At 36.5% G+C, this 14,275-nt stretch carries 12 protein-coding genes; 5 read left to right on the plus strand and 7 right to left on the minus strand.

What is annotated here, in order from left to right; translation table 11 throughout:
* Positions 1-23 precede the first annotated feature (23 nt).
* Complete coding sequence (gene blaB3PEDO / locus ACTJKN_RS01225; protein WP_440821945.1) at positions 24-881, plus strand: PEDO-2 family subclass B3 metallo-beta-lactamase; 858 nt, start codon at positions 24-26, stop codon at positions 879-881.
* A gap of 92 nt (positions 882-973) precedes the next feature.
* Here blaB3PEDO and ACTJKN_RS01230 read toward each other — a convergent pair whose 3' ends face one another.
* Positions 974-1,324: a GIY-YIG nuclease family protein gene (locus ACTJKN_RS01230; protein WP_029275228.1), complete on the minus strand. Its 351-nt coding sequence runs from the start codon at positions 1,322-1,324 to the stop codon at positions 974-976.
* Between the two features lie 133 nt (positions 1,325-1,457).
* Between ACTJKN_RS01230 and ACTJKN_RS01235 the strand changes: the two genes are divergently transcribed.
* The 4 genes from ACTJKN_RS01235 to bioD all read left to right on the plus strand — a co-directional run bounded on the left by ACTJKN_RS01235 (position 1,458) and on the right by bioD (position 4,570).
* Positions 1,458-2,234 (plus strand): XRE family transcriptional regulator, encoded by a 777-nt coding sequence (locus ACTJKN_RS01235; protein ID WP_086546492.1) that lies wholly within the window; start codon positions 1,458-1,460, stop codon positions 2,232-2,234.
* Positions 2,235-2,312: 78 nt separating this feature from the next.
* Positions 2,313-2,765 carry a hypothetical protein gene (locus tag ACTJKN_RS01240; protein WP_440821947.1) on the plus strand — a complete coding sequence of 151 codons (453 nt, stop codon included), beginning with the start codon at positions 2,313-2,315 and terminating at the stop codon, positions 2,763-2,765.
* Positions 2,766-2,839: 74 nt separating this feature from the next.
* On the plus strand, positions 2,840-3,961 hold the full coding sequence (locus ACTJKN_RS01245; protein ID WP_440821949.1) for an aminotransferase class I/II-fold pyridoxal phosphate-dependent enzyme: 1,122 nt from the start codon (positions 2,840-2,842) through the stop codon (positions 3,959-3,961).
* Positions 3,962-4,570 carry a dethiobiotin synthase gene (gene bioD / locus ACTJKN_RS01250; protein ID WP_440821951.1) on the plus strand — a complete coding sequence of 203 codons (609 nt, stop codon included), beginning with the start codon at positions 3,962-3,964 and terminating at the stop codon, positions 4,568-4,570.
* 221 nt (positions 4,571-4,791) lie between these two features.
* On the opposite strand, the gene ACTJKN_RS01255 is transcribed toward bioD, so the two are convergent.
* The 6 genes from ACTJKN_RS01255 to ACTJKN_RS01280 all read right to left on the minus strand — a co-directional run bounded on the left by ACTJKN_RS01255 (position 4,792) and on the right by ACTJKN_RS01280 (position 14,274).
* Positions 4,792-5,487, minus strand: a complete 696-nt coding sequence (locus ACTJKN_RS01255; protein WP_440821953.1) for a GDSL-type esterase/lipase family protein — start codon at positions 5,485-5,487, stop codon at positions 4,792-4,794.
* A 26-nt stretch (positions 5,488-5,513) separates the two neighbouring features.
* Positions 5,514-6,413, minus strand: coding sequence for a glycerophosphodiester phosphodiesterase family protein (locus ACTJKN_RS01260; RefSeq protein WP_440821955.1), 900 nt, complete (start codon positions 6,411-6,413; stop codon positions 5,514-5,516).
* 17 nt (positions 6,414-6,430) lie between these two features.
* Positions 6,431-7,840, minus strand: a complete 1,410-nt coding sequence (locus tag ACTJKN_RS01265) for a calcineurin-like phosphoesterase C-terminal domain-containing protein (RefSeq protein ID WP_440821957.1) — start codon at positions 7,838-7,840, stop codon at positions 6,431-6,433.
* A 96-nt stretch (positions 7,841-7,936) separates the two neighbouring features.
* Positions 7,937-9,499, minus strand: a complete 1,563-nt coding sequence (locus tag ACTJKN_RS01270) for a DUF5689 domain-containing protein (RefSeq protein WP_440821959.1) — start codon at positions 9,497-9,499, stop codon at positions 7,937-7,939.
* 25 nt (positions 9,500-9,524) lie between these two features.
* Positions 9,525-11,090 carry a SusD/RagB family nutrient-binding outer membrane lipoprotein gene (locus tag ACTJKN_RS01275; protein WP_440821961.1) on the minus strand — a complete coding sequence of 522 codons (1,566 nt, stop codon included), beginning with the start codon at positions 11,088-11,090 and terminating at the stop codon, positions 9,525-9,527.
* 10 nt (positions 11,091-11,100) lie between these two features.
* Positions 11,101-14,274: a SusC/RagA family TonB-linked outer membrane protein gene (locus ACTJKN_RS01280; protein WP_440821963.1), complete on the minus strand. Its 3,174-nt coding sequence runs from the start codon at positions 14,272-14,274 to the stop codon at positions 11,101-11,103.
* Between the last annotated feature and the right edge of the window lies 1 nt (position 14,275).

Raw genomic sequence — 14,275 nt, forward strand, 5'->3', positions numbered from 1 at the left:
GGAAATTAATTGCGAAATTGCATATGAAAAAAATATTTTTACTGGTTTTATTGTCTTGCAGTCTGTTGGGGTTTGCTCAAACAGTAACAGAGCCAGCTAATAATCCAAAAGAATGGTCTCAAGCTACAGCGCCATTTAGAATTGCAGGTAATCTGTATTATGTTGGCACTTATGATTTAGCTTCTTATTTAATTGTAACAGAAAAAGGAAATATATTAATAAATACAGGTTTAGCTAATTCGCTTCCAATAATAAAGGAAAATATAAAAACTTTGGGATTTGATTATAAATCAATCAAAATTTTGCTCCTGACCCAAGCCCACTTTGATCATTTGGGTGCAATGGCTGAGATTAAAAAAGAAACCGGTGCAAAACTATATGTAGATGAGAAAGATGCGGATGCTCTTGAAACCGGCGGAAAATTGGATTATGAGCTTGGGAAATACGGCATAAGTTTCAAACCTGTAAAACCAGATTTCCTATTGAAGAATAACGATAAGATTAAATTAGGCAGCACTACTTTAACAATGCTTCACCATCCTGGACATACTAAAGGATCGTGTAGTTTTATATTTGATACGAAAGATAAAAATTCTAGCTACAAAGTTTTGATTGCCAATATGCCATCCATAATTGTTGATAGAAAATTCTCAGAAATAGCATCATATAAAGATATCCAAAAAGATTATACTGAAACTTTTAAAGCAATGAAAAAGCTTGATTTTGATCTTTGGGTTGCCTCTCACGCAAGTCAGTTTGATCTCCATAATAAGCGTAAATCAGGAGACCCTTATAATCCTAAAGTCTTTATGGATAAAAGTAAATTTTTCAAAAATCTTCAAGATCTGGAAAATGTTTTCCTCGAAAAAATAAAAAATTAGCCTATTCCTAATTTCTTAAAAGCGATTAATATAAATAACCGCTTTTTTTATGAAGACCGTTTAATTTCTTTTTAGTTTAATAAACGTAAGGATTAAGACAAACTCGTAAATGATAGTTTTACCTGATTGCTTATATTCCGATGTAAAAGAATATTTTCGAAATCGAGCCCTATAGTTAAATCAATCCAATCCGGATTACAAGATCTTACCAAACGTTCTTTTTGCATGCGTGTAAACCGACTAATTGATTTAAAACGCAGCAAAGCCTGTGCTTCTGTTTTAAACTCTTCAAAATAAACCAGACGGGTTAATTGCTGCCCGTTATCAAAAAACAAGTTTGGCATCTGTTTGTAGAAATCCAGTGTCTTCATTAAATCAGAGCTCATGCCCACGTGCATACTTGTACGATTTCTGTCGGTAACGATATAAACAAACTTTTTCATGATCTTATGTTTAAAACTTAAAACTAAACTATTTAGTATACCCTCTTGCAATTCAAAATAATATTACTAACTTTATGAGCATAAAATTACTAACTATTTTAGTAATTCCAAATTTATTTTAAAATTTATTTTTATGTCAAATATTTCAAATAATTTAAAGTACCTCAGGAAGAAAAAAGGCCATACGCAGCAAAATTTCGCTGATATTATGGAAATCAAGAGATCGCTCATTGGTGCTTACGAGGAAGACCGGGCGGAACCTAAATATGATTTGCTAAAAAAAATAGCCGAATATTTTGATCTTACCATCGATGAATTCATCAATGAGAAAATATCTGACAGCTGGAAACCGAAGCCAAAAAGCCAGGGATCTAACCTAAGGGTACTGAGTATTTCGGTTGATCAGAACGATCGCGAAAACATCGAATTGGTTCCGGTTAAAGCAAGCGCTGGTTATTTGAACGGTTTTTCTGATCCTCAATATATTAGCGACCTACCGAAATTTCAACTTCCCTTAGCCGCATTAAGACAAGGTACCTTTAGGGCTTTTGAAATTATGGGCGATAGTATGTTACCTGTTCAACCAGGCAGTGTGATCATTGGCGAATACCTGGATAACTGGAATGAAGTAAAAACCGGCGAAACGTATATCGTGATTAGTAAAAATGAAGGTGTAGTATATAAAAGAGCAGGTAACCGTTTCAGAGAGAATAAAGATTTAAAGCTGATATCAGATAATAAAGTATATGATGCCTATACAATTGCTGCCGACGACATCCTGGAAATCTGGAAAGCCAAGGCATATATATCTACCTCATTACCAGAACCTGCACCAGATCCAACAATGGAAACCTTAACACAGATGATGGCGCAAATGCAGAAGTCAATCTCTCAGTTAAACAAAAATTAACACTTTTTAACAAGGCCCGATTAAACCGTTTGCGTTTTTATGTATCTATTGATTTAACAAACACATAAAAAACAAAACATGAAAAAGGCAATTTTAACAATAGCAATTGCAGTAATGGGATTAACCGCTGCATTTGCTCAAGACACTACAAAGAGAGTAAGACGGGCAATGCCTAAAATGACTGCCGAGCAAAGAGCAGAAAAGGTAACCGCAAGATTAGAGAAACAGCTAAGCTTAACCGCTGATCAAAAAACAAAAATTTACGCCATTGAATTGGAAAACGCAAAGAAAATGGAGGCTTGGAGATCTGCTGATCAAGGCGATATGAAAGGCAAAATGAAAGAACGTAAAGCAGTTTTTGATGAGCAAAAAGCTAAAATAGATGGCATTTTAACTGCTGAACAAAAAACCAAAATGGATGCATTCCGTGCCGAAGCCAAAGAAAAGGGTGAGAAAATGAGAAAAGGAATGGGTGGAAGAGGTAAAAGAGACAAAGCACCTGTAGTTTCTAATCCTCCAGCACAAGGATAAATAGTTCAAACATTAATTAATTATATTTTTAAAAGCGTTCCGATTATTCGGGGCGCTTTTTTTACTTTTGACCGATGAGCAAAATTGAACATTTTCTTGACGGTAAACTTCAGGAACGAAAAGATAACCTTTCGATTAGGAATTTATCGACTAACATCCCTCCTTTTGATTTTTGTTCTAATGATTATTTAGGTTTTGCCAGATCTAGCGAATTAAAAAAACTGATTGACAATACCATAGCCACACTCCCTAATTACCTGAACGGAGCTGGCGGTTCGCGACTGTTAAGCGGAAATACCGCACTTACCGAAGAAACCGAACAGTTTATTGCCGATTTTCACATGGCTGAAAGTGGATTAATCTTTAACTCTGGTTATGATGCCAATGTAGGGCTATTATCAAGCATCCCGCAGCGCGGCGACACCATTATTACTGACGAATTGATTCACGCCAGCATTATAGATGGCTGCAGGTTAAGCCACGCTATGCGTTATAAATTCCATCATAACGACATAAACGATCTTGAAACCAAACTGAAATTGGCAAAAGGAAACATATTTGTAGTGGTAGAAAGCGTTTATTCTATGGATGGAGATATTGCACCGCTAATAGAGATAGCGAATCTTTGCGAGCGCTACCAGGCCAACCTGATTGTAGATGAAGCTCATGCTACAGGAGTTTTTGGTGCAAACGGCAGCGGGTTGATCAACCAGCTTAACCTGACCAATAAAGTATTTGCACGAATTGTGACCTTTGGAAAAGCCTTGGGCGTACATGGAGCCATTATTTTAGGAAGTAAAAACTTACGCCATTACCTTATTAATTTTGCAAGATCGTTCATTTACACCACAGCTGCTCCCATTCATAATATAGTTGCAGTTAAATCGGCATACCAACACTTAAATAAGATTGATCACCAGCTGATTCATCAAAAAATTGCATTGTTTAGAAAAATGTTAAAAGCGCAAAACATTAATGCACTTGATAGTGAAAGTACTATTCAGGGTATTTTGTTTTCATCAAATGAAACGACTAAACTGGCCGCTAAGGCACTGCAAAGCAAAGGTTTTGATGTACGGGCAATATTAAGCCCAACGGTAGCTTTAGGCAAAGAAAGGCTCAGAATCTGTCTTCACAATTTTAATACCGACGAGGAAATTATTTCGTTGGTTAATCATCTTAAAGAATTGAATTAAATGGCTAAATATTTTATCACAGGCATTGGAACAGGCATCGGAAAAACATTAATCAGTGCCATTTTAACCGAAAAACTAAAAGCCGATTATTGGAAACCGATCCAATCGGGAGATTTAGATACCAGCGATAGCATAACATTAGGTAGTTTAATAAGCAATATGCAAACGGTTATCCACCCGGAAAGCTACAGATTAACACAACCCCTATCACCGCATTTATCTGCGAGATTAGATGGTATTGAGATCGATCTGAACAAAATCAATATGCCTTTAACGAATAACAATTTAATTATTGAAGGCGCTGGCGGTTTAATGGTGCCCTTAAACGAAAAAGAACTGATTATCGACCTGATCAAAAAACTGGAAGTAGAAGTGATATTGGTTTCACAAAATTATTTAGGCAGTATTAACTACACACTTTTATCCGTCAATCTGCTTAAACAATACGAAATTCCGGTTAAAGGCATCATTTTTAATGGTAACGAGAATGTGGAAACGGAAAGATACATTCTCCAATATACCAAAATAAAAAAGCTAGGCAGTATACCTAGCTTTAACAATATTGATAAAGAAAAAGTACTGACTGCCGGCCAGAACCTTTTTATTTAACAAAGCCCAAAAACCAGTTAAACCATATTTTTTTTGGAAAGCAGTTGTCGTACTGCATTTAAAGTTTAGTCCTGTTTTCTGCTTGTAGTCCCGATTTGAAGGAAATCGGAAGCTACCGCGTCAACCAGGTTTAGGAATGTAGGCTTCTGCAACTATTAATGGTTAAATACAGCGCAATAAATCCAAAGAAGTCTAGAAACTTGACTTCTTTCTAAATCATATTATTTCTCAGTTAAATAACCAGACTTTTTAAGAAATTCTGCCCAAACCTGGTATCCTGCCGGAATAAGGTGCAAACCATCTTTGGTAAGTTCTGCCCTTAAACGTTTGTCCTGATCGGTAAAATTTGGATACAGATCGATAACCGTTACATTTTTAGCCGTAAATTTTCTGATTTCATCATTTAACCAAAGAATATGTTCGTCTTTGCCATAATGGTTTTTAAATTTTTCGAAAGCACTGTTCACTGGCAGAAGTGTATTGAAATAAATTTTTGTTTTTTTCGATCCTTTTCTGATTCTGGCAATCATTGTTTTATAATTCCTCAAGATCACACTATCCGGAATATTTCTGGAGATATCGTTTATTCCGATCAGGATAAATATTTTTGAAGGTTTACCATCAATCACATCTTGCAAACGCGCTAAAACACCAAAAGTAATATCGCCAGAAATCCCCCTGTTTTTTGCTTGTGGAAGGTCTAAAAGTTTAGCCCAATCTGTTCCGGCAGTAATGCTGTTGCCTAAAAAGACAAAATCTGTTTTAGATTTTGGATCGGCTTTAAATTTCGCTACCTGCTCAACATATTTCCCAGGGCGGTAAGTACTGTCCCATTTTACCACCTGAGCATTAGCCGCTGTAAAACTGAGCGTAAATACAACAATGGTTATTAATAACTTATTTAAAATGGCTTTCATTTTTTATTTTTCACAAAGCTAAAATACTATTTTGCCTGAACTAAAATATCCGGATAATCAGAAATAATACCATCAACATTTAAGGCTTTTAATTTCTGAATATCGGCTAAAGTATTGGCAGTCCAGGGAATGATTTTTACCCCATCTGCATGTGCTTTTTTAACCAGTTCTTCATTCACCATTTGCCAAACGGGGCTTAAAATAAAGGGTTTATAACCTAAATCGGCAATATTTTCTTCGTAAGATTTTTTATTTGCGGCCAGGAATGATGTTTTTACGTCAGGATATTTTTCGTGAATAAGTTGAATTGTTCTTTTATCAAAAGACTGGATAACCACATAAGGCATGATTTTTTTCTTTTTGATAACATCCATCAGTAATTCGACAAAAACTGCAGGTTCAGGATTGGTTATGCCATCCCCTTTTGCATCGCACTTTGTTTCAATGTTATAAAAAAATTGTTTTGTTTTATTCTTTTTTATCTCTTTTTGAACGGCATCTATCAAATCGCTCAGCAAGGGAATATTTGTTTTAACTTTTTGCTGATTTGGAAAACCAGCCAATGGTTTTGTGCCTAAGTCGAATTGTTTTAAATCCTTATATTCCATTTGAAAAATCGGATATCTTTTTGCATCAGTTGATGGAATTTCCTTTCCTTCAGGCGTAAGCATAAAACCCGGACTTAAATAATCATCATGGGTCACCACAACCTGACCATCCTTAGTAATGTGCGTATCCATTTCAAGGGTTGTAATGCCATCAATTTTCATCGAACTTTGCATTGCCAGGATGGTATTTTCCGGCCATAAGCCTCTCCCACCACGATGTGCTTCTGCACTAAATTTTGGAAATTCAGCAACTTGTGCAGTCGCTTGAAGAGTAATGACACTCATACAAATCACAACCAAGGATTTCGAAATTTTCATAATGTTTCCTTATTAAATTAAGCCGTAAAATCAGCCTCAAACTTTTCACCAAACCTATCAGTAGCAACGACTTTTATCTTTTTGATTGAAGGTTCAAAATGAGCCACAAATAAATGGTCTGTTTTGCTTGGTTCGGGAAATGCTCTTCCTGCGGGCAATTTATCACCCTTATATAAACTTACTGATAAGGGATCGTAACCTTTCTGCTGTTCTAACGGCCCCATGGCTTTTCCATCTAAAAAGTATTCAACTTTCCATTCCGGATCCCAATTCCAAACATTGGCGATCAGTCGCTTCTGGTTGGTTAAATCATCGACGTAAATATGAACCTGTTCTTTTTTTGTTGAGCCTGTCGGCTGATAAAACCATTTCAACTCCGTGCCGTTAACTTCATAAACGCCGTAACCTCTCGGAGTGCCGTCTTCGCAGATAGGACCCGTCCACCAGGCGCCACAAACTGCACCATGATTATGTTCGAAAATGCCATTGGTTATCACATTGCGATTGTAATGTGTATGGCCAGACATAATGTGAACATTTGTGAATCCATTTAAAACCGCATAAAAATCAGTATTATTTTTCACCGCATTATGCACAGGAATGTGAAGATTGATGATAAGCAAAGCGTCTTTCGCCACAAATTTTAAATCTTTTGCCAACCAATCTAATTGAGCCTGAGAAATAAATCCGTCATAATTTCTTTCAGTGCCTAAATAGCGAACATCATCTAGCACAACATAATGTGCTTTTCCGCGGTTAAATGAGTAATATGTTGGACCGTAATGCTCCTGAAAGGTTTTGTCAGAAGTTTCATCACCACCCATTCTGTAATCCATATCGTGATTGCCTAAAGCCTGAAAAAATGGAATTCCCATTTTAGTAACGGCAGCATTATAATCAGTAAATAGCTCATGATTATCCCAAACAATATCGCCAACGGTAATACCGTGAACCGGAATTTTTGGATCCATTGCTTTGATAATTTTTATCGTATCCGGAACTGAAGTTTCCATCATCTGCGCAACATCCTTTTTGTTTTTGACCTGAGGGTCGGCCCAAATAATAAAATTATGACGGTTGTCATTTTGTTTTATCGGTGTTAACTCAAAATTCAGATTGGTTTTTCCTAATGCGCTTTCGTAATGTTTAGCAATAGAACTTTCAGTTTTAAATTCGTAACCTGAAGGTGTACTAATCCAGACAAATTTCGCCAGGGGATTAATTCCGATGGTGTAATAGCCTGATTTATCAGTTTGAACTACGTTAAAGCCATCTGAAACTACAACCTTAGCTATTCCTTTTCCTTTACTTAATATCCTACCAGAAATTTTGTTTTCTAATAGCGATGAAAAAGAAAAAGCTTTGATACTAACGAATAGCGTTGTACTTAAGAGTGCAGATTTTTGAATAAAGGATCTTCTATTCATTGTGAATGATTTTTTATTTACTGCGGAAGAATATAAAATAATTTCTTCCGCAGATGACAAAGATTTTTATAGATATTTTTAACTTTTTATAATTTATTATCTTATTTCAGTTGCGTTAGCAGGCTCAATATCTTTGAGTGCTGAGGTTTTAGTTAAAAGAATTGGAGTTTGCGTTCTTGCTTTTACCCATTTATTTAATTTTGTATCATAAGCACCGCCTAAAAGGTAGAAATAGCCTAAATCTGCAGTTAAATAGGTTAACGATTGTGTATTTGTACCTGCTCTGTAAAAAGGTTGAGGAACTAAATTTTGAGGATTAATGATATCGTAAATATCAGTATTACCAATTCTGTAACCTCCACCATAATTAGGAGCACCGCCAGATTGATATAATAGCCCGCCAGTACTAACCCACAATACATCGATAGGTACAGTAGCTCCGGTAACCTCAATACCTCTAAATACTGCCATCCCGAATGCATTACCAGTATTTGCCATTAAACCCGTGGTGGCATTACCAGTAACTGTACTAGCTGAGTTAAAACGATCGCTCACCTTATTATAATCTAATGCCCTAATCCATTTTGATGAGGCAATTGATGTAGAATTAGCGCCGTTAATTAATTTATTTATACCACCAACATAAAAAAATTCGCCTTTGCTTACAGTGCCAGAAGTTAGATTTATTTTGTATGTACGCTGCTGGCCAGTTGCCCAACCTTGTGCTGGTACACCCGTTGGTACAGATGCTCCAGCATTGTTAGAAACTATCAAAGAAAAAGGCGTGTTGGCAAAATTAATATCTTTAGTAGCCCTGAGCTGAACGTATTCATTGTTGCCATCACCACCATTTACATCACTTATAAAGCCTGAAATTACACATTCAGGAGCATCAATGTTAGTGCTTAAAGCGCCAATATCATTAGCATTAGTTATACGTAGTTGTGGAACTATTTTGTCATTAACGATTTTATTGATTATTATCCCTTTATAATTACCAGAATATGGTGGCTTTACAGATGCAAATGACGCTTTTGGATCGGTATAGAATCCGAAATCATTTGTACCATCATTTAAAACTTTATCGCCTGCTAAGGTTTCTGTAGCAGATAACGTTGGATTGAATGTACATTTATAAATAGTTAGCAAAGTACATTCGTACCTATCCGGATAAGTAGCTATTAGATTGCCATATCCTCTCGAAATATATAAAGTTTTACCTGAAGCAATTTTAGTAACATCAGCAGCAGTTTTTCCCATAATTTGTAACGTACCATCAACACGTTTCAACACTCCCCCTTCAATTTTAACATGAACAGAATCGCCAGGAACATATTTCGCGGCATCGACACCAATGTTTATGGCAATACCTCTTAATGAATCTAGCCCACCAACAATTCTAGTATTTTGAATGATGAGCAAACCCGATGGCAAATTATTGGTAGAATGATCAGAAATTACCTGCCCTTTAACCATACTGGCCCCACGCATATTTTCGGTTGTAAGCGTTACTTCGGTATTTTTATAAATTTTGCGTAAATCAACATTTGGGATAAACATACTCGGTGTTGATAATACGTAATCGGTATCTCTTTTACAACTTATTATAACTGCAATACACCCTAGTGCAAACAGCATATTTCTTATTATTTTATTCATAACTTTTTAATTCAATTTTAAATAATTATGGTTTCTGCCACCACATTAAGGTATTTATGTCATCAGCACCTTGTGCAGCTATTGCATTATTATAGCTAGTTGGATTTGTTGATTGTGTTACCACTGGATAATTTAACCGTGCTGGCATTTTTTGGTTGTTAACCAAACCGGGGCCTTTTGGTAAAATAGGATGCCCGGTACGGCGATATTCAAACCATTGCTGAAAATCCACCAAAAACATTGCGTAGTATTTTTGTATATGAATCATCTCTAACTGACTATTTCCGGATGTGGTATTATCCAATGGAAGTGTTGAATCCCAATCTAAATTGGCTGCCTGTACATAATCAATAAACCTACTATCAGTTGTTGTACTGATGTAATTTGGCAACCAATAATTTATCGCATCAACCATTCCTTTGTAGTAATATTTTTCAGTTGGGCCACTAATCCATCCTCTTGCAGCAGCTTCTGCCAAAATAAAATCAACTTCGGCAGCATTCATAATTATACCTGTAAAACGATCAGTTTGTAAGGTGGGCTTATTTTCAGCATCAGAATTAAAGTGAGATAAAACCGAAAGACCAGATCCCTGAGCATAACCACTTGGAATACCAACAAAACCACCATTTGGTGCAGCATCTATACAAAAACGATTAACATTGTTACCTGTTAAATTACTATTCATACGGGGGTCATCCCATGTTACCAGATTACCCAAAAAGAAATTGCAAATAGGAATTCCCCTGAAATCAGCAGCTCTAATATTCACCATAAATGGTGATGAAAAAACTGCGGTACTACTGTTTGTTCCGTTCCATAAAATTTTAGCCGTGTGGGTATTATTTTGCATTATCGGATATTCTGATGGGTTGCCATCAACAATTTGTTTTATTTTGGCAATTATAGTTGGCGCAACTTCGGCTTTGCCCGATGCCCTTAATAATAATCGTAAATATAACGAGTTGCAAAACCTTCTCCATTTTGAAACATCGCCTTGAAAAACAGGATCGCCAGTGGTATTAATTGGCGTACCCTCTTTTAAAAGTTGGTTAGCTTGTTCTAATTTGGCAAACATATCAGCATAAATATCTTTTTGTCTGTCAAATTTAGGTTGTACGTTTCCCTCTTTACCTAAATTGGCTTCGCTATAAGGTACATCTCCATAAGTATCAGTTAATAATTGAGATACCCAAGTTTGAGCAACAAGTGATATGCCTTGATATGATTTGTTTAGCGATTCTGGCTTGCTGGCAATGGTATAAATATCTTTTAAATCAGTTAAAAACAAGTACCAATTGTTCCAGGCATAATCTGCCTGTGTTCTTCGTACATCGTACCTAAAAACACGACCTTCCGAATCGTTAATTTCAACCGTTACTTGCATTAGTTGGTTATTAAAATTCCAATTTCTGCTCATATTTGCGTTAAGAACACCAACTAAAGCAGGTGCTAATAATTGGTTTGCTGTTGTTGTGCTCTTGCCAATAGGATCGGTATTAACTCCGGTAAAGTCTTTTGTACAAGAATTAAAGGTTAAACCAATAATGGCTAAAAAAGTATATGCTAATGTTTGTTTATAATTTTTCATGTTGATAAAATTAAAGTCCAACTACTAAACGGGCTCCAAAGGTTCTGGTAGAAGGCAATTGGCCTGTTTCAAAACCTTGAACTATATCTCCTCCCGCTAATGTTCCAAACTCGGGATCGAAAGCTGGCCAAGGCGACCAAATAAATAAGTTACGCCCATAAACACCTAGACTCAATTTAGTAAAACCTATACTTTTAAGCACTTTTTGCCCAAAATTGTATGTTAAATTTGCTTCTCTAAATTTTAAGTAATCCGTTCTAAATACGCTTCCTTCTGCTTGCCCACTACCATAAAGTGATTCGTAATAGGCATTCATATCGGTGGCTACCACATCATTTTTACGGTATGTTCCATCAGGATTTAGAAGTACCCCGTCGCCAACTATGCCATTATATCTTCCTGGCAAGGTAATACTATGTTTACCTAACGATGCCATTCTAGAAAATGTTAAAGAATGCCCAACTGCGCCTAATTGTGCATCAAACAATGCACTAACACTAACATTTTTATAAGTAATACTAGTGCCAAAACCAAACCTAAATTGAGGTATTGTGTTACCTAAATACAGCAAATCAGGATTTTCTAGCGCTACTCCTGTGGTCGGATTAAAAACTATTTGCCCATCTGGTGAACGTAAATAACCTCTACCATACATATCGCCCATGCTACCGCCAACATTGGCAACCACTTGTCCGCCACCTAGCGCACCAGTACGTAACACAACTGAACTATCTGCCAGTTCTCTAATTTTATTTCTATTGGCCGAGAAGTTTGCATTTACCTCCCATTTAAAAGTACGAGATTTTAGCGGTGTAGCATTTATGGCAAGCTCAATGCCTTTATTATCTACCCTACCCACATTTATTACTTGAACGTTATAACCGGAGGCCTTATCAACAATGCGACTCAAAATCTGATTTTTGGTGTTTCCGCTATACGCTGCAAAATCAAAGTTTAATCGGTTGTTAAATAATTTTAAATCTAAACCAAGCTCAATTGTAGTCGTTTTTAGTGGTTTTAAATCGGGATTTGGCAAAACACGTGGATTATTCATCGCGCTATCAGGGTAAATACCATCTGCTGCGTACAAATAATTATAAGCAGTTCTGTAAGGCGTGGTGCCACCACTACCAACACTGGCAATAGAGGCTCTTAATTTAGCAAAGCTGATTACTTTTGGTAGTTTCCAAAAATCGGAAGCAACAAAAGCCAAACTTGCAGAAGGATAGAAAAAACCAACATTATCAGTTCTGGTAATTGTTGCTAATGTACTGTTCCAATCCTGACGGGCTGTTATATCTAAATAAAGGTAGTTTTTAAAGCTTAAAGAAGCTAAAGCATAAAAGCTATTGAGCCTGTATTGTGCCGTATCGGGGGCATAAACTAAAGGATTTTCGTTATTGCTTAACTCATAAAGATTTGGAATAACTAATCCATCAGCTCTTTTTTCTAGCTTGTTGTATTGATTACGCATTTGGCTACCACCTAAATTGGCAGTAAGCTGAATATCTTTAGTTAATTGTTTATTATACTTTAATAAAAAATCGGCACTTATTTCGTAAGATCGTATATCCGCAACGCGATAAGAACCATGTGCGAATTTATTACCTGCAGCATCCCAAGGGCGAAGAGTTTCGCGAACATCATTATTCAAATCTCCCGATGCTCTAAGCATTAAACTCAATGCATCCGTAAATCTATAAGTCGCTTGGATGTTTCCTAACCAACCATTCCGTCTTTGTCCGTTTAAATATTGCTCTGATATAGCATAAGGGCCTTCAGGGAAAGTGGTAGTTAAATTTGTAAACTGTCTGTAAACTAAGTTTGTTGCCCAATAATCTTTATACCAATCAATATTCATATTTGGTTGTGCAAACATAAACCAATACATTAACGACTGATTACCATAACCCGTGGCTGGTAAATTATCGCTTTTTCTATTGCTATATTGCACCTTGGCGTTAATGTTTAGTTTTTTAGTTACGTTACTTGTAATATTTAATGCCGCAGTAGTTCGCTCCAAACCTGTATTTGGCACAATCCATTCGTTATTGCCATGGCTTGCAGAGAAGCGTAAACCCACTTTTTTATAAGTACCATCTATACCAAATGAATTGGATGATTCGAAACCGGTTTTAAAAAATGCATCAATTGGATCAGGAGTTGCCACCCATGGTGTTCTGGTTAATCCTTGCGCTCTGGTTGCAGGGTCATATTGAAAAAACATCGCTCCAGGAGAAAACTCAGGGCCATAAGTAGAACTTGTAGAATTGGTGTTTGCTCCATCGGCACTCGCTCCATATGAGTAATATGAATTGCCAGATACCCCAGCGCCGTATTGTGTTTGCCTATCAGGACTTTTGTTAATTTCTTCCCATGCACTATTTGAAGTAAAAGAGATATTAACTTTCTTTTTATTTAAACTGGCAGATTTTGTTGTGATGATGATAGCCCCATTTGCTCCACGCTGTCCATACAATGCTGATGCAGCAGGACCCTTCAATACGGTTACATTTTCTATATCATCAGGATTTAAATCATTTAACCCACTACCAAAATCGGCAGGCATAATATCTCCTGATGTACCGTAAACACCGCCACCTGTACCGCCTGTACGCCTTGCCGAACTACTCGCCACAACGCCATCAATTACAATTAAGGCTTCGTTATCTCCTGTCAAATTATTTTCACCACGAAGAATAATTTTATTTGAACCGGCTGGGCCACTATTTCTAACCAAATTTAAACCTGCAACTTTGCCCGATAAAGCATCTGTCCAGTTACTAGAAACCGCATTGGTAAAGGCCGTACTATCTAATTTAGAAACTGCATAACCTAACGATTTTTCCTCACGCTTTATGCCTAATGCCGTAACAACCACATCATTTAACTGACTGCTAGATGAAGCCAGCCTTATTGTAGCATTGTTTTCGTTATTATTAAACGTTTTCCGCAAAGTTGAATAGCCCACCATATTATAAAGAACAGTAGTTCCCTTTGCAATTGTGATGGTATAATTTCCCTTCTCATTGGTCACGCCTAAAAACTTCTTATTGTTATCCGTTATCGTTGTTCCAATTAATATCTGACCATCCTGGTCATCCAACACCGTACCTTTAATTACAATATTTTGTGCCGGAGTTTGCGCAAAACTTTCATTAATACAAATTAACTGTATCAGCATA

The organism is Pedobacter sp. 22163, assembly GCF_052045595.1.
Classification (GTDB): domain Bacteria; phylum Bacteroidota; class Bacteroidia; order Sphingobacteriales; family Sphingobacteriaceae; genus Pedobacter.

Excerpts from the sequence above, each read along its gene's own strand:
- ACTJKN_RS01230 (WP_029275228.1), bottom strand. The coding sequence starts at position 1,324 with ATGAAAAAGTTTGTTTATATCGTTACCGACAGAAATCGTACAAGTATG.
- ACTJKN_RS01265 (WP_440821957.1), bottom strand. The coding sequence starts at position 7,840 with ATGAATAGAAGATCCTTTATTCAAAAATCTGCACTCTTAAGTACAACG.
- ACTJKN_RS01275 (WP_440821961.1), bottom strand. The coding sequence starts at position 11,090 with ATGAAAAATTATAAACAAACATTAGCATATACTTTTTTAGCCATTATT.
- ACTJKN_RS01270 (WP_440821959.1), bottom strand. The coding sequence starts at position 9,499 with ATGAATAAAATAATAAGAAATATGCTGTTTGCACTAGGGTGTATTGCA.
- bioD (WP_440821951.1), top strand. The coding sequence starts at position 3,962 with ATGGCTAAATATTTTATCACAGGCATTGGAACAGGCATCGGAAAAACA.
- ACTJKN_RS01235 (WP_086546492.1), top strand. The coding sequence starts at position 1,458 with ATGTCAAATATTTCAAATAATTTAAAGTACCTCAGGAAGAAAAAAGGC.
- ACTJKN_RS01240 (WP_440821947.1), top strand. The coding sequence starts at position 2,313 with ATGAAAAAGGCAATTTTAACAATAGCAATTGCAGTAATGGGATTAACC.
- ACTJKN_RS01245 (WP_440821949.1), top strand. The coding sequence starts at position 2,840 with ATGAGCAAAATTGAACATTTTCTTGACGGTAAACTTCAGGAACGAAAA.
- ACTJKN_RS01280 (WP_440821963.1), bottom strand. The coding sequence starts at position 14,274 with ATGCTGATACAGTTAATTTGTATTAATGAAAGTTTTGCGCAAACTCCG.
- ACTJKN_RS01260 (WP_440821955.1), bottom strand. The coding sequence starts at position 6,413 with ATGAAAATTTCGAAATCCTTGGTTGTGATTTGTATGAGTGTCATTACT.
- ACTJKN_RS01255 (WP_440821953.1), bottom strand. The coding sequence starts at position 5,487 with ATGAAAGCCATTTTAAATAAGTTATTAATAACCATTGTTGTATTTACG.
- blaB3PEDO (WP_440821945.1), top strand. The coding sequence starts at position 24 with ATGAAAAAAATATTTTTACTGGTTTTATTGTCTTGCAGTCTGTTGGGG.